Annotated in this window: 15 protein-coding genes; 2 read left to right on the top strand and 13 right to left on the bottom strand. The window is 40.8% G+C overall.

Annotated features, from left to right (window positions below; translation table 11 throughout):
- Entirely contained in the window at positions 1-2,373 is a 2,373-nt protein-coding gene (tssR, locus tag BSHG_RS08495; protein WP_008659737.1) for a type VI secretion system protein TssR domain-containing protein, read from the top strand.
- Between the two features lie 40 nt (positions 2,374-2,413).
- Positions 2,414-2,782 carry a hypothetical protein gene (locus BSHG_RS08500; protein WP_008659735.1) on the top strand — a complete coding sequence of 123 codons (369 nt, stop codon included), beginning with the start codon at positions 2,414-2,416 and terminating at the stop codon, positions 2,780-2,782.
- A 203-nt stretch (positions 2,783-2,985) separates the two neighbouring features.
- Here the strand turns inward: BSHG_RS08500 and BSHG_RS08505 are convergent, their stop codons facing one another.
- From BSHG_RS08505 to BSHG_RS08565, 13 genes are all read right to left on the bottom strand, one after another.
- Positions 2,986-5,235: an SLBB domain-containing protein gene (locus BSHG_RS08505; protein WP_008659734.1), complete on the bottom strand. Its 2,250-nt coding sequence runs from the start codon at positions 5,233-5,235 to the stop codon at positions 2,986-2,988.
- Positions 5,225-6,145, bottom strand: coding sequence for a hypothetical protein (locus BSHG_RS08510; RefSeq protein WP_005800363.1), 921 nt, complete (start codon positions 6,143-6,145; stop codon positions 5,225-5,227). Before BSHG_RS08510 ends, BSHG_RS08505 begins: the two co-directional genes overlap by 11 nt.
- A gap of 27 nt (positions 6,146-6,172) precedes the next feature.
- A complete protein-coding gene (locus BSHG_RS08515) occupies positions 6,173-7,276 on the bottom strand; it encodes a carbohydrate binding domain-containing protein (protein WP_005817982.1) in 1,104 nt (367 codons plus the stop codon).
- Positions 7,277-7,279: 3 nt separating this feature from the next.
- Complete coding sequence (locus tag BSHG_RS08520; RefSeq protein ID WP_008659730.1) at positions 7,280-8,467, bottom strand: DUF4856 domain-containing protein; 1,188 nt, start codon at positions 8,465-8,467, stop codon at positions 7,280-7,282.
- A 17-nt stretch (positions 8,468-8,484) separates the two neighbouring features.
- A complete protein-coding gene (locus BSHG_RS08525) occupies positions 8,485-9,123 on the bottom strand; it encodes a hypothetical protein (RefSeq protein ID WP_005794707.1) in 639 nt (212 codons plus the stop codon).
- Positions 9,124-9,145: 22 nt separating this feature from the next.
- Positions 9,146-10,177, bottom strand: a complete 1,032-nt coding sequence (locus tag BSHG_RS08530) for a DUF4302 domain-containing protein (RefSeq protein WP_008659728.1) — start codon at positions 10,175-10,177, stop codon at positions 9,146-9,148.
- A 6-nt stretch (positions 10,178-10,183) separates the two neighbouring features.
- Positions 10,184-11,188: a putative zinc-binding metallopeptidase gene (locus BSHG_RS08535; protein ID WP_005794711.1), complete on the bottom strand. Its 1,005-nt coding sequence runs from the start codon at positions 11,186-11,188 to the stop codon at positions 10,184-10,186.
- A gap of 38 nt (positions 11,189-11,226) precedes the next feature.
- Entirely contained in the window at positions 11,227-12,732 is a 1,506-nt protein-coding gene (locus tag BSHG_RS08540) for a RagB/SusD family nutrient uptake outer membrane protein (protein ID WP_005787024.1), read from the bottom strand.
- A 10-nt stretch (positions 12,733-12,742) separates the two neighbouring features.
- Positions 12,743-16,120, bottom strand: a complete 3,378-nt coding sequence (locus tag BSHG_RS08545) for a SusC/RagA family TonB-linked outer membrane protein (RefSeq protein ID WP_008659725.1) — start codon at positions 16,118-16,120, stop codon at positions 12,743-12,745.
- 55 nt (positions 16,121-16,175) lie between these two features.
- Positions 16,176-18,407, bottom strand: coding sequence for a TonB-dependent receptor family protein (locus BSHG_RS08550; protein ID WP_008659723.1), 2,232 nt, complete (start codon positions 18,405-18,407; stop codon positions 16,176-16,178).
- Positions 18,408-19,219: 812 nt separating this feature from the next.
- Entirely contained in the window at positions 19,220-20,086 is an 867-nt protein-coding gene (locus BSHG_RS08555) for a helix-turn-helix domain-containing protein (protein ID WP_005794714.1), read from the bottom strand.
- Between the two features lie 299 nt (positions 20,087-20,385).
- The gene (locus tag BSHG_RS08560) at positions 20,386-21,585 is read right to left on the bottom strand and encodes an OmpA family protein (protein WP_008659719.1); all 1,200 of its coding nucleotides are present in this window, start codon (positions 21,583-21,585) and stop codon (positions 20,386-20,388) included.
- A 12-nt stretch (positions 21,586-21,597) separates the two neighbouring features.
- Positions 21,598-23,889 (bottom strand): collagen-like protein, encoded by a 2,292-nt coding sequence (locus BSHG_RS08565; protein ID WP_008659715.1) that lies wholly within the window; start codon positions 23,887-23,889, stop codon positions 21,598-21,600.
- Positions 23,890-23,907: the final 18 nt, after the last annotated feature.

Genomic DNA, 23,907 nt, shown 5'->3' with positions numbered 1-23,907 from the left:
ATGAGAAAGTTATTTGTCCTATTGATTTCTATCGTCGTTTTATCGGCTTGTGCTCCCGTACACCGCTTCACTCAACTGCGGAAGCTTCCTCGTGAATATTCTGAAAATTATTCCATAGAGGGGATAAAGGCACCCAGAAGCGCTGCCCACCGCAAACCGTGGATTGTCTATTCGGACAGGGTGGAGAATGCCGCCTATGTCAATCCGGGAGGCAGGGTAAAGTCTGCCGAGGTAGGATTACTGGATACGTTCTTAGTTATCAAGACCAAAGGAGATTATTTGCGGTTGATTAAATATAACCCCACAAATATCAAGCACAACCGTATGACCCAACGCAAAAAGGCGGAATATGTGGGCTGGATGCACCGCTCCCGACTGATACTTTCACCTTCTTCCATTACCGATGTACAGTCGGGACTGCATGACAAATTGTTGACTGCGATTACCGACACCACGGCAATCATGCAATCCGCAACTTATTTTACAACCGCCGATTCATTGAAAGTGTTCGGCGATCCGGAACTACAGAATCAAACCGGCGTGGTGGGTATCCACGCTATTATATACGCGCTCAAGTATTCTGTTGACAGACGCAGTGTACTGGTATCGAAAACTCCTTCTCTCTCTGCCGATAAAATCGGTGAGCAGGTTATCGGATGGATTCCCGCCGTCATGCTGCAAGAAATCGGACATCAGGTGTTCACAGGAACGGCGTTTTCCGGAGTGCCGGCTTTGCAAAAGACGCTGAAATATGCTCCTATGATATATCCTTACCATACCGATTCCACCTGCTCGTTCGTCAGCGGAACATTAGAACCGGTTATTGACAAGAAGGACAACCACGTGTTCAACATCAACGGAAAGAGAATCTCTTATACCCGTGGAAATCAAATCAAGCAAGAATTGAAGCGAATAAATATCCTGTTCGCAATGGAACAGTCTTCCCGGCTACCGGAACAATACCCGATGCTGTTGAATGCCATACAGAATCTGGGACCGTTTTTTGCCGGTTCCGGTGAATCGTTCTCCTATCAATTTGGAGCGGCGGTAGCTACCCACCGGGGCATGGAGACAATTCCCCTGACTGCTGATTACGAGATACTTATAGACCGATTGGTAAAAATAGCGTCACATGTAGCTGACACAGAAAATACTTCTTTGCCTGCATGGAAGGCAATGAGAAGTGCATTGGAACTTATCGGCAATACACCTGAAGCGGTTAATCTGATTATATCAGTCGGTGAAACGGGAGAACAGCAAGAGAATGCTCCCTCTTCCATTGTGAAAACCCTGAATGAAAAGAACTGTCGCCTGCTCGGTTGGCAACTGTACGCCTCGAACGACGATAAGTACAACAACTATGTGCTTCAACTTTCAAACATGATTGAACATTACGCCGAGTACCGCACTAAAAACAAGCGGAATATGATTCTGTATGCCGACCAGCTTTGCCGCAGCAACCTGCTGCGGGAAGCAGGCCCGAATTTTCTCATGCTCGACTATCCCTATGCTAGCATGACACAAGGCGGTTTCCTGTTTCCGGAGAAAGGTGAAACCCTGCCAATGGAATTGTTTGCCGGAGCGGTGGATTCCATCGTAACGCAGATAAAAGCGGATCACCAACTGCTCTCTGAAAGCATAGACCGTGCATTTGCCACGGTTGGCAATGGTAAAGACCGTTTAGACAGTCTTCTGATTGCAACCTATCATCTGCCTCAAGGGGTAAAACCGGATAAGGAGTTTAAAAAAATATTTGGTGATGTTGCTCCAGTATGGTATAGGAAAACAGGAAGAATTACCGTTCCGGACAGTTTGATGCGCTATTACCTGCTACTCTCCGACCCGGAACTGAAACAGACAATAGAACGCTTGGAAACACTCTGTGCCATAGAAGTGGATGTGAAGGACATGAATAAGCCAAAGAAAGGTAAAGTTAAACAGTTGTGCCGCTATTTAAGGGAAAGGGTACGCCCCGATAAGGTGGAAACTCTCGGCGCATCACCCGCAAATCCCGAAAGCAAAGTAGATATGGTGTATGTATCTACCGGAAAAATACGCCGCCACCTTTATCACTTTTATATGTCAGAACTGCGCAACTGCCGGATCTGCAAAAATAAGCGAAAGGAAATCAGGAGATATTCTCTTTCTTATGCACACAGTCAGATATTTGGAGTTCCGGCCAACAGCCCTGTGCTTGATGACATAACGGTGAAGGATCTCAAAAAGAAAAAACAGTTAACCGACAAAGAGTTGGACGGACTTATTCAATATTTTAAAGAGAGGAAAGAAAATATGGCTAAGAAATACGGAGAAGAAAAAATAACGATGGAAGGACAAAGCTATTACTACATAGCTTCAGAACTGTTACCGTAGGAGAAAAAGTATTTTCCAAAGAAAAATAGCGTAATAAATTGTGATACGAAAAAATCATAAGCCGGCGTTTTGTGATGAAAATCCAATAGATTGCCATTTTGATGTGAAAAGCTTTCCTGCCGGGACAACGGTGCATAGCGACGATACGAATATCATTTACTTGATATTCTGCATGAAAGGGCATGCACGGATTACCAGTACATTCTTCCACGATGAAATTTTGTGTGCGGGAGAGGTGATGTTCGTTCCTCGCGGGAGTGAATACAGCGGCGTGGCGTTAAGTGATGTTACGCTGCTGGTTCATAAATTCAATAACACAGTCTGCCAGACAGAAAACTGTATCCTTTCCTATCTTTATTCGCACAAGAATATTGATTCCAAAATTTATTGTTGCCAAAGAAGAACGTAAGAAACATGTATATAGTTTAGTTCTTGTCACAATACTGATTAAGTTTTATTGCAAATACAAAACTTAAGCAAAAAACAGCTACACAAACTTAGTAATCTTGTAATCCAACACCACTTTATTATACTAATTTTTCACGATTAAAATAGTCTAATTCGGCCATAATGTAACGTTAAACCACAAGATTACTTTTTATTATGATTATATTACTTTATCATACCGACCATGGCAGCCACCATTGCAGCGATAGAGGCAATAGAAGTATTCATTCCTGCAACGTCCCTCGGCACAGTCTTTTTCCTATTTTCTTTGCTTGGTACTATTATTTCACATCCTGGTTCAATTGCACAAACCGCACTCTTTCTCAGACGAGACACCATTCCGTTCATATATACTACATAAATATGTCGCTTCAGTGCCCGGTTTCCGAAGCCGCCGGCCTGTTCAATGTAATAGTCAAGATTACTCCCCTTTTGATAAAGTATTGTATTAGGATACATCACGGCCCCACTGATTGTTACCGTACTGACATATTTGGGAATAAATAGTACATCTCCTTCACGCAAGACCATATCTTCGTCAGAACCCGGATTTATTAACGCTTTCTCGAGTTCTATGCCTACCGGATAAGTAGAACCGGTTTCCAAAGCGACCGGAGATATAGAATTTTCTTCACTCCCCTTGACCAACAAACGTACTACATCCTGTTTCCGCCTTATCTCATCCGCTGTCATTCTACGTATCAGACGTGCTCCTCTCACATAAGCTTCTTTCGATAATCCTCCGGCTCTTGCTATCAGACTACTCAGCCTTTCATTGCTTTTGGTTAATGCGTAATTACCGGTGAAAGCCACTTCTCCTTCAACTGTTACATTGGCCTGTTTGCGATACCCCGGACTTCGACGAACGAAAACGATATCATAAGGTTCCAGTTCAAATCCTTTATCCTCCCCTATCAACAATCCGTTTGCAAGCTCAACCGTAAAACTCTTTCCAATAACATTGGAGGATAGTATACTTCCAGGATCTTTGATTCGACGCGACACATCGATCCGGACCATAGAAGCAGATTCCGGCAATCCTCCCGCTTTTACAATCAAATCCTGTATAGTCGTATTTTTAACATAAGGAAACTCACCCGGTACCCTTACATCACCATAAATGGACAAAGTTCCTTCTTTCTCAATATCTTTCACACTGGGAATGTAGAGGACATCATTCTTCTGCAAACATAGGTCGGCGGATGTGTCATCCATCATTTTTTTCAAATCGACAGGAATCATTTCATGTGTCAGATCTTCCTGTTGGCGTCTCAACAAAGCCCTGTTAAGAAAAGCATCTCCCCGAAGTCCTTCCGCTTTGCTAATCAACTGCCTGACAGTTCCTGTTACACTATCATCCAATTGATATATGCCCGCACGATATACAGCGCCACGAATTTCGACCTTGTTTGAGAAACGTTCCAATACCGCTTCAACGGATAATTTATCACCATCGGCCAGAAGATAAGACTGATAATCGTCCTGCGCCACATTGTATACCTGTTTTGCTTTTCCGCCCATACGAAACAAACGTATGGCACTCCGATAAGCATCTCCCGTAAAACCTCCCGCATAACTCAACAAAGTAGCTACGGTTTCCCCACTTTTCATTTCATACTTCATCGGACGTTTTACCTTTCCGGAAATACTTACCAGATTCTGATAAGGAGGAACTAAAATGACATCGCCTTCCGATAAACGGATATTATCCGTCAATTTACCTTTCATAATATAATCATATACATCGACACGGGCGATCTCCTTTCCATCTCTCACAACACGAATATCACGCAGGCTTCCGATATCACTGATTCCACCGGCACGATACAAAGCATGAAATACCGATGCAAATGCCGACAACCGATAAATACCGGGTACTTTTACTTCACCCATGACATTGATCATGATGGTACGGATTCTCCCCAACGATAACTCTATATGGACCGTTTTTTGAGGAATAGCAGCATAAATCTTACTAAACTCACGCCTCAAACTTCGTTCGGCATCCTGTATATTCATTCCACTCAGGAAAATGGGACCTATACCTGCCACATGAATAGTACCTTCAGGAGAAATTATTTCCCTGACTGTATTTTCAGAAGCGCCCCATACGTCTATTATCAATTCATCTCCAGAACCTAATACATAATTTTCAGGAGTAGGAATATCCAGGCTAGGCTCAAAAGATAAATTTCTGGCAGTAAATATATTACGTCCAAAAACAGCAACCTGCTTACCACGAATGACATGATCATCTTTCCTATGTTGTCTTGCTCTGCTGCCTCCTGCCAATAAAATAAACAGAGCAAATAACAATGCTCCCTTATCGTTTATTTTCTTTAATATCATGTCCTTCAGACAGCTCACTTTTTTTGCGACACAAGACACAAATCGCACAAATATTTCACTTTTCATAAGGGAGCAAAAATTTGAAACCTCTTCCCCGTAACATGACTTCCGACTCACGCACTTCTTCTACATACAGCCTATGTATACCTTCTGTTATCTGCGGTTTCAAGGATCCATGGCGAAGTATATTTAAATCGATAGAGTCACCCTGTACGGGATTCATGATAGGAGCTATTTTTATATAAGAACTATTATACATCACTCCCCCACCATAAGGGCGGGCACTGTTTACAATCCATGTACCTACTCCTTTTCTTTTGACTACCATGTTATTATTTTGGATCAGATAGTATGAACTTGAGTTGGTGCTATACCACCCCGGAATTTCCAGTTTTCCTTCCGGTCTCACTTTAACATGAATAACCTTCTTCTCTTTTGCGTCTTCTGAAATAGCGATAACCCGGGCTTCTCCCTCATATTTGGGATATATCTCCAGCATCCCCGTAGAACCGTCCCATTTCATATCCATAATATCTGCGGGATCGTCCTCTTCCAGCTTAGTCAATTCTCCTCCTCCGGAAATACTTATGAATTTACTTCTAAATCGGGGAAGAAGCTGCACTACGGAATGACTTATTCCGAGCTCCGGAAAGACTACGTTGATTTTCAACCTTATGCGCTTATCATGAGAAATGATGGTAGCAAACGTTTCACCTTCCAACCAACCTTTTACTTTAAGGGTATCCATACTTATATCAGCAGTGGCTATTTGTGCGTTCTCCACATTAACTATATATTTCCCGTTTCCACCTGACAAAAGAAGTCTTTTCTCTGTCTGTTTATTCAACGACAACTCATCAACGACTCCTTCTTTTCCTATACGGATATCGGGAAATTCTTCTTTTTGTTTTTCACATGCAAAAAAGCAAATAAGACAAAAAGCAATATACAATTGGGTTATTACAGTCTTTATCATTGGCTTGTTTCCTGTTTAATTCAATTTCTATTTTTCATTTCTTTTTACGCCCAAATGAGGATACAGAATCTCCCATTCACGACCTTCTCCCTCATCAATATAAACTTCCAGGCGAAATCGTTTATAAAATCCTTCGAACTCCGGAAACTCTAAAGTATTATCTTTGGGTTCAATAGTTACTCCGTCCAATTTATAAGATACCTTGGCGTTCGGATTGGCCAGTTCATTATAATAAAGTTTCAAAAAACGTCCCTCGCAACTCCCGTCAGGAAGGATGGTACGCAAATAAGGAATACGATCTTCGGAATTTTCCGCTTCACGCATTCTTTCTGTCGCACCTCTTCGTTCGGCATATGGCGAGAACTCCTTACCCTTTACCGCTCTTACTTTAATATGATGGGTACTTCCCGGTTTGAGCTTTGTCTTTACATATGAGTTTCCGGACGTGATTGTTTCGACTTGGTCATCAAACACGACTTCCCATTTAATGGTTTCGTCTGCTACCTTGTTCCAGGAAATCTCCATTTCATTCTGATATGCTTTCATTCTTAAATTATCGGGTGCTTCCGGAACGGGAGATATGTCCGGCCCGCTCTCTTTGAGTACCATTGACATATCATCGAACAGCATATAGCCCTGATAGCTCTGTGTCCTTATCCCCATCCCCATACTATGGATATTCTCCGGTATTGTTACAGTACTTTCCACTCTTCTCCACTCATCTTTAACCGTTCTTATCGAAAGTATTTTTTCTCTGCTTTTTATACTCCCGTTATCATACCAAAACAGAGTTACTACTATTTCACGATTTCCCACACTTCCTTTGTTCCAAAAAGAGAGTGTATATTGTTTTCCTGCTTTTACCGATACGGGTTGAGCCAAGAAAACAGATCCTCCGTTAAGCCATATTTTAAGTGCATACACACCTGTACTCTCCGGACGTCTTTCCTGTACCCGCTCCGGATTTAAGCTACTTACTATACGCCAACCGGTAGGCTGTCCCGTATCTTGCCACTTTTCAAACCCTCCGTTAGGAATCACATCGATACCTGCTGTACCTTGAGCTTTAACCTGAATTATTGCCATCATGAATATGATTGCCGGTAAAAGCAATTTATGTATCTTTCTCATCTCTTATTTTTTAATATCCTCCGGTGAAACATCAAACTTCTCTCCAATACGCACCGCCAGATTGTATAACGCTCCCTCGGTCTGCTCTCTCCCTAACAAGCGTTCTTTATCCCATAAACCATCCCCTTTCTCCAATTCATGCAACAAAATCCCGGTTTCTTCGTTTGTTAGAAATGATTTTCCTTGCATATTGCGTGCAAACTGTGCAGCATAGATCAAGCCGTAAGCCTGAGAAAGAAGACGGAACGCCCGCCTGGGGTTTTCCTTTAAGTTGGCCAATGTATTCGGACCGACCAACAGATGCATAGCCCTTACCGCAACTACACGTGACAGTTCTTGCCTGATGGTATCAGCTTGCAACCGCATTTCATCATATTGGGAAGTCGTCATCAAAGCGCGCCCTTTGACAAAGGAGCGGGAGATACGCAGATGACAATCTTTTAAGGCCGGTAAGCCATCGGACTGGGCCAATGTTTTCCAGAAGTCGTAATATCCATATGCCAGATCCCAATGATGTTCCAGCTCCGTATAGTTGTGACCGGGTAAGAGCTGGGTCAGATCATTCCGTACAAGTACCTCGTTATTTTCCAATATTTGCTCACTCAAATGTATGTTGAGTATCTTGTCCAGATATATTGCTCCCATAATAGCATATTTATAAACTTCAGCTACAGCGATCCCCCTTTCATCCACATAACAGATATCTTTGTCTCCTATGCCATTTCCTACATATCCTGTCAAGCCTTTCACGGCTTCCCTGTTTCTATGTTCGTAAGAAGGGATATTCGCTCCCAAGCCGGCAATACGTGCAGAAGTTTCAAACCAAGCATCAATATCTTTCAGAATCTTATCTCTATCCTTCAGATGTTTAGAAGAAGCAGAAACCTCTTTTTGTGGTTTTAACCCGAAGTTCCCTTCATGATAAATCCGGAGTGCCTCGTCATAATCCCTTTTTGTACTCATACGCGCTTCGTTCATGTATTCCGAAAAAATTCTATCGATAGGAGATTTCAAAAATCCACACTCAAGTACATTTACAGAACTCTCTCCGTTCCTAGAGAATTTATACGAAGGTTCCGGCAATACCGGGAGCTGATACGCACTTATCACTGTTTCATTTATCCCGTCGGTACATGCCACAACACTTATCAACAGACAGGACAAGAATAGACATTTCAATAAATAATTCATCTTTTTTCTATTTTTTCTTAAGGTAAAATCAAATATTCACAATATGGATACCTCAGTGGATTAATCCCCTCCTCATTTTGATATTGCTCTGTCTGCAGGCTGGGAATTTCGACCAGTCCATCAGTGGAGACAGCTGTGATACTTGCTCTTATATTGGATGATCTGGGTCCCTCACCGGAAACACTCAGATACAGAGGAAAACCCGAATGTACATTAAAAGAAATTTCCAACTTCTCGCCGTTAAACATTACATTGGGTCTTAATCCGTCAGCATCCTCTCCGGCATTTCCTATATTTCTCTTTCCACAACTGATCGTCACCAATTCTTTTTTTTCATTAATATATTTCACTTTGTACTGAGCACTGACATCTTTAGTAAGATTACCATCCCAGCGTTTTTCCTGAAACGAACACATCAGGGTTATTTTATATTGGTCAGCACCATTCGGAGTTTCGGTACCGGGATATTTATAGTTCTCCAATGCCTGATCGGGATCACACAATTGTACAAGCAACTCTCCGCGCTTGTTTTCAGGTTTCTCTATCTCTTTGGATGGAAACAACTTCTCATAATCTTCATTTACTACAAAATCTTCTCTTACCGTGTTGCAGCTGCATACGAACAGCAGACAACTTATTATCCATACATGTTTCATATTTATCCTGTTGTTTTCTAATTTAAATTTCATCCCGGATTTCAGCTATAACTCCACTCTCTTCGCCATAGGGAGCAAGATGCTTGCTGACCCAATGTATTTTTTTGCTGTAAGGGTCAACTACTTTCACTAGTTCGCAAACAAATCTCTCTCCTTCTCTACGAAAATCATAGAAGATATACGTTTCACTATAACGTATACCGGGCTTGAAAGTCAGACCGTCGGCTGTTCCCACATACCCCGAACCCAATCCTTTTACTTTATTTCCCAACCATCCCTGAGAAGCAAAATAATCTCTCGCAAGAAACAGACGATAACGCTGATATACTTCTGGAGGTTGCTTTCCATTCACACTTCCATCCCCTCCATAAGTGACATTCATCTGTACATCGCTATGGAAATAAACTCGTCCCGCCCTACGAATGATTAGCTGAGGATTTTTCATCTTCTCAAAGAACAATTTATTGTCATATGATTTTTGGATGTCCTCCTGCCAACTTTCATCATTCTTCAATTTTGTAAAAATGATATATTCCCTTGCAGGCTCTATATATGAAGATGTTTTAAATATCAGGTTGCCATCAACATCTTTTCCCGTATAAAGGAAATCCGAAGAACCGGTAAAGCGGTCATTCACCAAAGAATGCAGATAGGTATAAGTAGTAAAACTTAACTGCGTAAATGTGTTTTGACTCACTTCAAACTCACTTTGCAGCTTTTTCGTCAGGCTCTCCTCGTTATAGTCGGCCACCGTCTCTACGATCCCATTTTCGGAAAACTTCATTAAGAAATAGTGTCCACCATATCCAAATTTGTTCTTGTCTTCAAATATCCCTTTGGGAAGAGTTATCAATTCATTCACATTTGTAAACAATAGAGAATCCGTCCGAGGAAAATAGGTGGCAGCCCAGCCATAAGGAGCATTTACAAGTTCCTTTCTCAGTTCGCCGATATGGTTTGCATTGCGCTCTGAAGGAGACGAGTCGAAAACCTTTTCATCTTTACAGGAGAAGCAAAACACCATTAGGATAAGTATTTGAAATCCTAGTTTCATTCTTTCTTATTTTTTATTAATAAATTCCTTTACTTGCTTCATGCTTATTAATTGAAGGTAGTTAAGCGAAATCTTAATTTCTTTACTAAAGTAGTCTTCTACAAATGCTTGCTTTTCTACCAATTCTTTATATGCCTGAAGCGCTTGTTCATCATATTCTTTTTGAAGATCTTTATCCGATCCGGCATTGTAAGGAGTCTTGGCTCTGTCCAAAGCCTGAAGCAAATCCTTAGGTCCATATGTCAACTTCAAACTGATTATCTCCGCAAAATCTTTTTCAGGTGAAAGGAGAGAATGAAAGGTAAAGAAACCTTTCTTATTCGGATAACCAGCCAGAATAAACCCTCTGCGCCCTTGCGTCTCTCCTTTGAAAATCCATGCAATAGATTTAGTCGATTCGATATACTTGTTTCTGCTGATGGATAGGAATTTGCTTCTGTCATAGGGGAAAAGTTCCATAAGATGTCTGGCAAACTGGTGATGTACGCTTCGCATCAGAATGAAGACCTTATCCTCATCTTGGGGATTAAACTCGTTGACGTTATATAGAAACATCTCATTAGTCGTTGCTTCAAGATTATCTAATAGTTCCATTCCGTTTCCATCTACATTTCTTCCTCCATACATGTATATTTTAAGAGGATTTTTTCCCAACAGAAACTTATCTCCTCCCAATTCAGGAGCTGTATAGAGGTCAATCCATAGAGTTTTGATGGTATTGAGCACACTTTTTACATTGGCAACTTCCGGCGGGTAGATATAGCTTCCATTCTGCACTGCATTTTTGTCCCACCGATATTCCACCTCAATCCCGTAAGGACGGGTGAATGTATCCAGTATCCATTTATCCAACTCTGTCTTCTCACGCTCTGTCTCACCCGCCTCCACCACACTCCGGGCAGATAGGGATGCCTCCTCTTCACAGCCCGCCAATAGGAAAGAAATAACGAGCAAATACAGACTTCTTCGAAAAAAGTATCTGAAATTCACTTTTCTAATAATTGTTTTCATATGCTTGATTTTATTCTTGAATCATCTCCTATAATACTCTATCGGGGATTAGGAACCAGTCCCCGGTTAATGGCTTCTGCCGGTATTTGCAAAAGTTTTCTGGAATCTTCTTTTTCCAATGGTCTGTAGAATTTATACTTTGAAGTGCGTTTTACCGATATATAAAAGCGGCGTATATCAAACCATCTCAAACCCTCATGTAAGAACTCCTGTCTCCTGAAACCTAAAAGTATTTTCACCAACGCCAGTTGGTTGATACTCATTCCGTAAAATGGGGTATAGATTTGATAGTTTTCACTGCTTGTCTGCGTATAAGTCGAACGGCCGCAAGAGGGATACACTCCATATTTGACAGACAAGTAAACCAACAGATTATCTATTGCTTTATCATACTCTCCGAGCATTGTATACGCTTCCATCCGGTTGAGCATCACTTCGTCAGTGGAGAATAAAACATTGGTAACATATAACCCTCTGGGACGTATCCCCGTATAGCCGGATAATGAAAGCTCGTCAAATTTGGCTATATATTGCCCGTCATCTATACGTCCGTCGTTATAGTTAAACAGAAAGAATGACTGCATCTTCATTTTCCGGAAGTTAAAGCATCCGTCTATCCCGTGTTCATTATACACCTTTTCGGCACTTTGAATGGTCACTCCATATTTTTCCGAAGGAATATTACGTGCCACTCTTGACTCCGTAGTAGTCAATAAAAGGTTGGCAGGTTCATCAACACTTGCGTATCGAATATAGAGATATTTATGATTAGAATTAAATTCTTTTTTGTACTTCTGCCAGTTTCTTAAGACCGGCTTTGGGTCAACACCGAGCACATAATCGGAGTATGAGACCACCAGGTCCCATTCTCCCTTAATCAGGTAAAAACGCGAAGCAAAAGCGTAGGCCGCTTTTTTATTGAAATGAAATTTTGGTTTAACATAATAATCGTCATTCACCAACGAAAGACCCAGTTTCAGATCTTTTTCAATCTTTTCATACACTTCCTTCACCGTTCCTCGTTCATAGTCCACCAACGCATTTTTTTCGGGCCGGGTTAAATAAGGAATACCCGGGGCTGTTGCCGATTTGGTAGTTCCATAAGGCTCAGCCCAGATGTTTACCAACATGAAATGCAGATAAGCACGCAAGAGAAACGCTTCTCCATACAAAGCTTTTACCCGGTCACTTTTAGGGTATTTACTAAGTAACTCTAACGCCTGATTAGCCTGAGCGATTCCGGCATAACATGCATTCCAATAGTTTAGCGGAGTATCCAAATCTTCCTGATCGTAATCTTCCCAATAATACATAGCTTCATTCAGTCGCGAATGAATGCCGTTAGTCCTTTCTCCCACATTGTCCGTACGCGCTTCTAAAAAAGCAAAATAACTGGCCTCGGGATATGCTCCGGCAAGCAGTTCGGCAATTTTGTCCTCACTGTCTATTTGTACATCAAAAGTAGAGTCCGGATTTGTTTCCAGATAATCCTGACACGCTGTCAGCAATAAGATTATAGTACTTAAAAAGATTGTCTTTTTCATTTTTACCCAATTAAAATTCAACATTCAATGTCATCGTATATTGTTTGGGAGTAGGCAATGAAACCCCTCCTGATCTATAAAATTCCGGATCTTGCCCATTCAGTTTCCTGTCTGAATAGATAAGGAACGGATTCGTCACATTCACCTTTACGTTCATCTGTTTGATTTTAAGATGTGAAAGGAATCTTTGAGGTAAACGATATCCCAACGAGATATTTTTCATACGCACAAAACTACCGTCAGCCACCCTGTTTTGTGAATAGTTATAAGTGTTGTAGGCTTTTTCTATATTTTCTTTTCCGATATTGCGTATCAGATCTTGAGAAGGAATTACGGGAATATTGGTTTTCCGCTCGTCACCGGGATTCAACCAACGGTTGTAGTACTCCTTGGAAAATACATTAAGATCGGCAAATGCCGGATCAAAAGAAGGATTCATCCGAATTTTATTACCTGCCTGCATGGTAACAAAACACGAGAATTCCCAATTTTTATACTTAAAAGTATTGGATATACCTCCTATATATTGGGGTTCAATAGGGCCATGGTAAATAAGGTATGATTTTGAATATTGTGCATCCAAAAAGTCAGCTCCCGAAATCTCGCTATTTGCTCCTTTGTTGGAGGGGTACAGTCCGAAATCGAAGGTCGGCAGACCATTGCTTTTAAGTCCCTGAAAATTGAAGGAGAACAGAGATCCACGTGGAAAACCCACTATGTTACCACGCCCGGTTCCGGCCACCATATCAAAAGTGTTAGGGGTATTCAGTAACCGGGTTATTTTCTGCTTCATACCGCTGATAGTGACTGTGGTAGACCAACTGAATTTGTCAGTCAATATATTTTGTGTCTGTATGGCCAGTTCCACTCCACGCGTACGCATATCTCCGAAATTAGCGTATTTGTAATACTGACCTCCCACACCGGAGGTACGAATAAGGTCTATCAGATCAAACGAGTTTCGTTGGTACACATCGAATGTCGCACTGATACGATTGCCAAACAGTCCGAGCTCAAGACCGAAGTTCAGCTCATACATTTTTTCCCATGTCAGATCGCGATTTTCCAAATGTAAAATACGCAATGCATTCTCCCTATCTTTCAAAAGAGTACGGTTGACCATCACATGCTTGAAAACTGTGGTAGAGTTAACAGCTTGTTCATTCATTTTAGCGGTTAACCCGTAACTCGTACGCAAGGCGAGCCTTGAAATGGTAGTGTGTTTCCTCATAAACTTCTCCTGATCCAGATTCCATTTGGCTCCTATATTCCAGGTTGGCAGCCAGCGGGAACGGCTATACTTACCTGCAGTATTAGCCCCTTCGTAATTGAATACTCCATTGAAAATGTATTTCCCGGCATATCCGTATGTAGCGCTGCCCGATAATGTCACTCCCCTTTCATAACGTTCGGTTAAAGAAAAATAAGTATCTCCTTCATTGGCCAGCTTTTCAAAAACCAGGGGATTGGAAAAGACCTGATTACCTCTGTCGTATTGTATTCCATAGCCTTGAAAAGGATTCATGCTGCGATCGGCATATCGTATTTCAGTAAATCCGAAAGCGCGTATGTTATGTTCACTCAGTTGCCTGTTATAATCCAAAGCCAAACGTCCCAGATAGCTTCGCAAGGAAGTTTCCGTTTTATTGAATATCCCCCCATGTGTCAATGCTACCCCGGGCAGTTGCATCGGATCGTCTTTATTCTTCAATAGATAAATATTTTCTCTGGCTACGTAAGGAGTCTCATTGGCACGAAAAGCCTGTACCACATTGGATGCTTCAGCAATAAAATGTGAACTCTTGGTTACGGCGTGACGCACCATTGCCAAGCCTTTTACTTCAATATGATCATTGAGCCTGTATGAAAGTTCACCCTGTAATTTCAGATCCAGCACTTCTGTTTTCAGGTAATTGTTTTCATATTCATTCAGAATGTTAAACGGAGCCCAGTTATTCCGATAGAACTCTCGTTCTCCATCCGCATTATGGGGCCGTAAAGTGCGGCTTGTGCTTAAAGCGTAACTAAAAGGATTGATATCGAAATCACGTTCGAATGTTCCGATAACAGTATTTCTACGTTGAGGAATTGTTCCCGGCGAGTTCTGGTTACGTAGATTTCCTTGTGCGGATATAGTAGCCTTTATCTTATCTTCGTTCCAGTAAAAAGAGTTCTTGATGTTGGCCGTAATTCTTTTAACATGGTCGGCCAAAGTCCATCCTCTGTCATCATAAAAACCGATGGAAGCATACATTGCAGAGTTCTCCCCTCCCCCTGAAAAGGTCACAGTATGTGTATGGATAGGCCTATGTGTAAACAGTTCTTTAAACCAATTGGTGTTAGCATACTCTCTTTCACGCATGAATGCCCGTTTGACATCATCCGTATTCTCCAGATAATATTGACCGGTAGCCGGATCAATGGTATTAAGTGCCTTATACATCTGATAATATACTCCGCTGCGACGACCATATAGCGTATTTTGCAAAGAGAAATATCCCTTTCTGCCCATCTCTTGATAAACAGACATACTCTCTTGAGAATTAAGCAAATCGAAATTTGTATAAGAAGGAATAGATCGCATACTTAACTCATAAGAATAAGAAAATCTGTTCGGTGCATTTCTTTTACCGGACCGGGTGGTAATTACGATCACTCCGTTCAATGCCCGGGCACCATAGATGGAAGTTGCCGAGGCGTCTTTCAATACCTGAATATCTTCTATATCAGATGCATTCAGTCCGGCAACAGCCGAACTGATAAGGGTTACCGCATCACCGGAAGCCAATTGATCAAGTGTAAGTGAAACAAGATCCTCGTATACTGCCCCGTCTATGACCCACAACGGTTGTACATTTCCCATAATGGAAGCACCACCCCGGATATTAATCCGGGGCGCGGTACCAAAGCTACCTGTCACATTCTGTATGGAGAGACCTGCAATACGCCCTTCGAGCATACGCGACACATCCGACACACCGTTCAACTTGATTTCATCCAGCTTTACCGAAGCTGCCGCTCCCGTAAAGACCCTGTTTTTAATTTGTTGATAGCCGGTGACTACCACTCCCTCTATCTCCTGCACATTATCCTGAAGTATGATGTTCATAATGCCGGATGAGGCTTTAATCAGACGAGGTTTCATTCCTACGAAACTCACCTTCAGCATCTGTCCTTTTCGGGCCTTGAGAGTAAACCTCCCTTCTACATCTGTAATAACTCCTCGTGCAGTTCCTTCCACTATCACCGTAGCTCCCGGCAAACTTTCTCCGGTTACAGAGCGTACTGTACCTTTTATCTCTACTGCCACTTGTGCCGGACAAGTCTGAGAAAAAATTGCCATCAGCAAACTACTGATTACTATTCTTATCATTGATGAAGTATTCATTGTTTTATTCTCTATATTTCTTCGTTTTATGGTTTATCACAATTAAATTTTATAGTCAGAACTGTACATTAGCTCCTGCATAGATCCCAAAAGGATGTCCCGCTCTCAAACCCGCAGGATGGCGGGATGTAAGGTAAACCCTATTGGTCAGGTTGATTGCATTTAATCTTACTGTCAAGTATTTATTCACAAAAACATTGAGCGAAGCATCAAATATAAGGTTTGCCGGTACTTTTTCTCTCTCCGCAATCGTCCCCTGCCCGGGTGAAGTACGCATATCACTGTTATAGCGTGTACCGATATTGGCATAAAACCATTTACATTCTATACCCAACTGCATGTTCAGAGCATGCTTGAAGATGTAAGGTATTTCATCACCTCTAACCACATTACCCCATGAATGGCTTTCAAACGAATTTCTAATTTCAGTATCCGTATAAGTATAGGATACCTGCAACGGCAACCTCACATTACAGTTCTTCGGAAGAGGCTGATATTGTACCAGAAACTCCGCACCTTTTACCCGGGCCTCCCCTACATTAAACTGTTCAAGTGTTCCGGCCCCACCCGAAGCAGCCAGATCACTTCCCAGCATATTACTGTAATTATTGTAGAACCCGATTAGTTCCGCCCTAAAATTCCCGATAGCAACACGTGTACCCAGTTCCATATTCACACTGCTTTCAGGCTTTTGATATAATTCCGCGCTTGGAGGGGCAAAGCCTTTATGAATCCCGAAGAAAACAGAAGCAGCCGGCATCAATTGATAATGTAATCCTACCCCCGGAATCAATACACGCGCATGATTCGGAGTTTCAATACGTACCTTACCCGACCGTGCCAAATCTTCTTTCGTATAGTCTTTTTTCAGTAAGTCTACATCCTCATATCGCAGCCCGGCAGTGACAGTCCACGCGTCATATCTTAATTTAGCAAGCAGGTAACCGGCTAACGCGTTGGCAGAAGTAACACGGTTAGCATTCGTACCATGAATACCCTCCATAAACAGTACCATTTTCTTATTTTTCATGGAGTAAGAATCATCCCACTGAAAACGATCTTCCTCATCGGCATGATAACGAAGTCCGAACTCCAGATCGAAGAAAAACTCGTTCAGGTTGAAACGGTATTCGGCCCTGGTTTGTATACCTCTGGAACGGTAAGTTCTGTTATTGGCTCTTACCAACAGTGCTTCCTCTTCCCGATCTGTTTTCCCCGTCAAAATGTCGAAGTAACGGATATTCGTTTCCGGATCCACAAGTACATCGGCGATGGATCTCTTCTCTTTTGAAGTGATTCCTGCGCGCACATCATTCAGTTTGTACCAATTTCGGTGGAAATAGTTGTAATAGGCGTTGGTCGTTATTTTCAACTTGTTGGAAAAAGTCAGCAGATAAGTTGCTACCCACTGCCGATGATCGGTCTTAAGTTTATCCATTTGCGAACCTGCATACCTGAGAAAAGGAGTCTTCTTAAAATCATCTGCAGAGAGTCCCACATACGTTTCATCCGAATTTTCGTCTGCGTATCCGAATTTCAGTTCCAAAGCATGATTCACTCCTTTTACATGATCCGTTTTAACCCTTATTTTAGCTATAATATCATTTCTTTTAAATCCTTTGGCAGCATGATCTTCGTATTTCTTAAAACCATCTGACTGATAACGCAAATATTCTACCATATACCCGAAATGCTTCCAACTGCTTCCGACAGATGTATGCGACTTAAACGTATTTTTGCTTCCGTAAGAAATGTTCGCTTTACCGGAAAAACTGTTCGGAATAGGAGTCGATACCAAATTAATAGCTCCTCCCGTAGTGAACGGACCGTATTGTACCTGGCTACTTCCTTTCAGCACTTCGATGGCCTCCATCCGGGCTACATTGGGGAAATAATAAGCTGCCGGAGCGGAATAAGGAGCCGGTGCCGCCAGTACACCGTCCTCCATAATCGAGATGCGTTCACTTCGCTCGGCTTTCGTTCCTCTCAAACTAATGTTCGGGCGAAGACCGAAACCGTCTTCTTCATACATATTAACTCCGGGAACGGCCTTCAACATACGATTAATATCCGTATATCCCAACCTGCGAATTTCCTCAGGCGAAATATAATATGCCGATCCTGTGCGGTTTCTTGCTTTAAACTTACTCCCAAGTATCTGTTGGGACGATACCACTATCTCTTGCAATTGGTAGACAGAGTCTTTCTTCACCTGCTGTTCCTGTGAGTATATTCCTGAATATCCCAAAGAAAAGAGGATGATAAATAAAGGTTTTCTATTTGTCATATTAATATAATTGTAACATTGTCAGGGGGCTTCTATTCGATTTACCTCCACAAGAGATGCGCTTTACAGAAATCAAGCTACGGATAGCGGTATTACCTGCTTACTTAACACCCATATCGACTCTTTTTGAAAAGTTGTAGTGCCTGCATGGATAGGAAAAAAAGGAAAGCAAAACTCTAATGTTTTTAGGGTTATAGAAACTGTATTCCTTAAATCTGGTTTAGTTGTTTGTTTATTTACGGCGGCAAAGATAAAGACACTAAAATTAACCCACAATCACTATATTTAGGTATTTGTATAAATCAAAAGTTATATTAATATTGCATAAAAGCACTTGCTTATATAAAGAGTATAAGCATTATATGGCATTCAATTTATAGTGTTACGCTGGCAGTAGGATAATAGCCAATTAAGTAATATTTGTATGTTGCACCGGATCACATAAAATTGAACTTACAGTTCAAAAACGGCTTTTATCACTTAAAAAAACAGGATGACGGATGGCTCACTACAGAGATAAATCTTGTACCATTTCTCTCAGTAAAGTTCTTAACTGCACTCTTGTTTATACAGAAACTTTTCTACTTTCAGGAATTAATATTGTCGAATGGATGCAAAGCACTAAAAACTCAAAGCAATTAAGAGCATCATCAGATGGAACAAAAAAATGAAGGATCAGAGTTAGCAAGCCTCCCAACGAAAGCCCAATAGCCCCAATTAACTGTATAACAAAGCATTGCCAAGATAAAAAGCCGGAATAGGATAGCCCCCTAATCCGGCCTTTATATGATTCTTCGCTATAAATACGTATATCAGTACTCCAAATCAGGAGCAACCTTCTTACTTTCTGTTCTCAATTTGCTGGGAGTCATTCCAAATAATCTCTTACAGTAGGAAGTGAAATGAGCTTGCGAATTGAAATCAAAATCCATTGCGATCTCTTGAAAAGGAGTATCCGACTCACTTATTTTTTCTCTGATCAACTCCGCCTTCTTTTTTTGCATCCACTGATAAGGACTTTCTTTAAAACAATTTTGGAACTTACGATTAAAAGAGCGCTCAGAAGTACAATACAAACCGGCAAATTCCTTTACACTCTTTACTTTCCTATAATTATTCATTACAAAATCTTCAAAATGCCCTGTATTCCCCAATATAGAAGAAAAAAAAGTAAATAATTCTTTCTTCGTATAATATCCTCTCAAAACCAACAAAACCTCTTGTTGTTTGATAAGATGCATATGTTTACACTGCATCTTAGCATATAAATATGCGACAACGGAGTTTAAAACAGCTTGCAAAGGATCTCTTATAGGAAGCACACACATCTCTTTTTTTCTTTCCTTATAAGAAGAAAGAGAGTTCATATATACTTTGTCACACACCCTTATGTCTTTATTCCAAAATAGTAAAAGACATTTTGCATCATATATAACTTCAATTTTATTATCTACATGTTGCGGAATAAGAACCATTTTATCTTTCTCAATATGTACATTCTGATACTCACCACTATCAATAGACACCTCTCCATCAAGAAGGAAAAGAATACAAGGAGAAGCACTATTATCTATTTTACTTACACTATCTTTCTCTAAATTATAATAAACGAAACCTGTATTAACATTTATTTGATAGTTTATGCATGACAGATGTTCTTTAAAATAAAGTAATTTCATAACATCATTTTATTTAATATATAAAATTAAGCTATTAGAGGTTACTTATCATACAATAACCTTTTACATAAATTCGCCAATTATGTCTATAATTATTCATAAGATAATCTTCTTTAGCATTTCTTTTTCATAAAGTTCTAAAAGCTAGTTAGTTTTAGGCCAGATGATGATTAATCCTTCAACATTCTATTATTTCTTCAAATCATTTCATTCTATATCAAAACAACGGAACAAAAAAGGCAACAAAAACAGAATTGTTCTTGCCGCCTTTATGTTTTATACAAAATTAATGTAATACATTATTCTTCATTCGTTAACCAACCCCAATAATCTGAATTCGTCACTCTCTCAATGGACACCTTTCGATCACCCATCCTGACTTTATCCGGACCTGAAGCCGGCACCGAACTAGCATGATATCCGACTCCGCGCCATTTCAACATATGTTGAGGTACTTGTCGTTTCAGCAATGCACTATACACAGCTTTAGCGCGGCGTTTCGACAAATCTATGTTATAATTGTCGCTTCCTCTTGCATCTGTATACCCGGTTATCAAGAAATTGTTATCCGGATAACTTTTCAACAGATCTGCAATCTTATCCAAAGTGATTTCAGATTCGGAAGTAATCACATCCTTATCAAACGCAAAATGAATGTTATCGAATAAATCACAAACATGACTTTCCACCACAGCCGGCACTTCAATTCTCTTTTCAACAATTCGTTCTACAATCCTATCAACCGGACGGTCTATATATTGCACAACCGGCATAGGACGTTTTGTACTTCCACCCAAACGGAACATAATACGCATCGAAGCCTGAACAAAACGCGTTTGTTTTTTATCGACAGGCATGATGTATTCTCCCTGTAATCCTACTCCCCAATGATCGTTAAGCCAAGCTTGTACTCCGGCTCCGAAGGATAAGGGGAAATAGGATTGTTTAGATCCTATTTTCTCTTTGTTCCAAGGATTGGATGATGTCCATTCTGCTTCTCCTATAGGATCATTTTCAAACTTTCCTGCATTAATTGCATAAAAATCATGATGGAGGTAGTTAACACCTACGCGTAAATAAGGTTCTACATATTTTGATTTAAACAATGGGGTTAACCGGAATTGAAGTCCCGGACCGGCCATATACATGAAATCAAACTTACGCCCGCCTGTTTCAACTTGTTTTCTTGCCAGTCCCAATGTCCCCTGCAAATCAAGATAAAACCAAGGATTCAATTCACGAGCTGCATAGAGTTGGATACCGCCAAAAAGATGATCGATATTCATTCGATACAGATAGTTCCCATCGACCTGACGAAAATCCGAGAAAGTCACTCTGTCCCAGTTGATAAGAGCTCCACCTACCCCTATTTCCCAGGCTTTGGTTCTATGTGCTGTTTGTCTCTCCACTTTATCGTTTTGAGCATAAGTATAGAAGGGAAAGACAGTAAAAGCCAATGCTCCTATAAGAAGTCTATTTATTATTACACTGAAATTCATCTTGCTTATATTTTATTTATCTTTATAAGTTACACTAATTGCAGGCATATTTTTATATGTATTTTCAACATAATATGTACCATCATCTACTTTCTTCTTGAGAACTCCTAAAGATACACCACTGCCAGAGTTAGAGTAGATGAAAGCACTATTCGCCCCTACCGAATAGATTGTAGCTCCCAGATACGGACTAAGAGCAGCATACTCAGGTTTATTATAACTTGACTTATTATGCTCGCTTGTAGCTGTTTGCACTCCCAACGGAGAGGTATAAGTAAACTTAACATAACAAAGTAGAAGTCCCTTCGCTTCTTCCAGGGTATAATATTCAGGTTCAATGTAATCTATTCCGTTCTGTTTCACTGTTTTTACCAATTCACGCTTAGATATGATATTGAAATCAATAGTCGAAAAGTCAAATTCCCCCTGGGCTTTATTCAAGAATACATCATCTCCACTTTCAGCAGATGCCTTTGTTAAGGCTAGAGTTTTAAGTGTAGGAGGTATCTGATAAGGTGCCATCTTACATACTCCATTCCAATAAATCGTTTCTCCATAATAAGGGGTATCTTTTACTATCGAGAAATAGTTGTCTTTTCCATCCCAAAAGTCAGTTATTCCATTTTTTATACCGGCAGGGTTCTCTTTAACATATCTATTAGGATTAATAGACATTGATGTACTACTCATATTAGGTGTAGTACTTTCTATTTTTTTCGTTTTATCAAGAGATGTCGGGTCTTCCGGATTTGTAACCTGATATGCCGTAAATCCGGCATTGACATTAGGCAAATAGCTGGGCAATGTTTTCCATTCCGCACCAGGATCTGTCTTTCTCTCTACTCTAAACTGCAGGTTATGTTCATAATCAAGATATGGAGAGGTACCAATATAAATCATTCTAATCTGCATTCTGTTAGGGACATAAGTGTTTTCTGCAGATTCCTTTGTCACATTATTAATAGTTACCTCCTTAACTTTCCCCCATCGGGCATCTATATCGTCAATTTGAGGAAGATCTTCTTTCGGAATAATAAATTCTCCCTCTTCATTAGCTGTATAAGTTTTAGCCGGATCCAAACCGGGAATTCCCTTAACCACAGCCTTCGGAGCCTTATTGCCAGATTCGTCATACACACGATAAGCTACTCCTCCATCGGTTGTACGAACATACTCTCCAAATTCTTGTTGTGAATAAAGTGCAATCACGTTAGGTACTCCTTTGATAATAGTAACTTCAGCACCCGGTTTTCCCGGAACACCGGGTTTTCCATCCTTACCGTCCGCACCATCTTTACCATCCGCACCTCTCAAAAACTCCCAAAAATCACTTAAAGTTGTTTTACCACAATCCCAATCCAAAGATGGATTATGAGGATTTTTCACTTTAGGGCCAGTATTGTTACAACCCGCCTCAACACTCTCTACCCACAATTCATAGGCACTTTTCCCATTAGCACCATCTTTACCGTTAGCGCCGTCTTTTCCAGCAGCCCCGTCCTTACCGTTAATACCATCTTTTCCGTTGGCACCATCTTTACCGTTAATGCCATCCTTACCATTGGCACCATCTTTACCGTTAATGCCATCTTTACCATATGCACGAATACCGGTATCTTTCCCATTAATATACCAGTTCCCATTGGTACCGATTATTACCTCTGGCGATCTTCCATCTTTACCTATCGCAGCCTTTCCGGTATCTTTTCCATTGATTACCCAATTTCCATTTTCTCCAATTGTAACAGTAGGTGTTGTTCCTGCAACTCCTTCTTCACCTCTGGAAGGTTTTCCTGTATCTACTCCATCAATCAACCAATTACCATTATCCCCGATCGTAACTACCGGTGGAACAGCATCTTCTCCATTCTGTCCATCCCTACCCTGAGCACGTATTCCGGTATCCTTATTGCCAATCCACCAATTCATATTATTTCCAATATGAGGTGTTTGCCCATTCTCGCCACTCGCTCCTGTCAGATAATACCAAAAATCTCTAAGATTATTCTGGGATACAGGCCACATACTTCCCGGGCGGTGAGGATTATCCAGAGCACCAGTAGCTACTTCTTCCTTCCACAGTTCAAAAGCACTTTTTCCATCCAGACCGTCCTTACCTTTTAAATACTTAAAAAAATCAGTTATTTCAGTCTCTTTCTTAGGCCAAGAAATCACTCCATTCTCTACATTCTCTTTCCAAAATTCATAAGCTGACATTCCTCTATCACCTTTCGGTCCTTTGGGCATCGTAATATCCACTTCTGTACAAGACTGCCCTAAAATAATGGTTAAGATGTAAACCATTAAATGTAATAATTTAGC

Origin of the sequence: Bacteroides sp. 3_2_5, from assembly GCF_000159855.2 — a bacterium.
Taxonomy (GTDB): Bacteria; Bacteroidota; Bacteroidia; order Bacteroidales; family Bacteroidaceae; genus Bacteroides; species Bacteroides fragilis.
The sequence above is the reverse complement of the archived record's forward strand: the minus strand, read 5'-3'. Positions and strand labels throughout refer to the sequence as shown.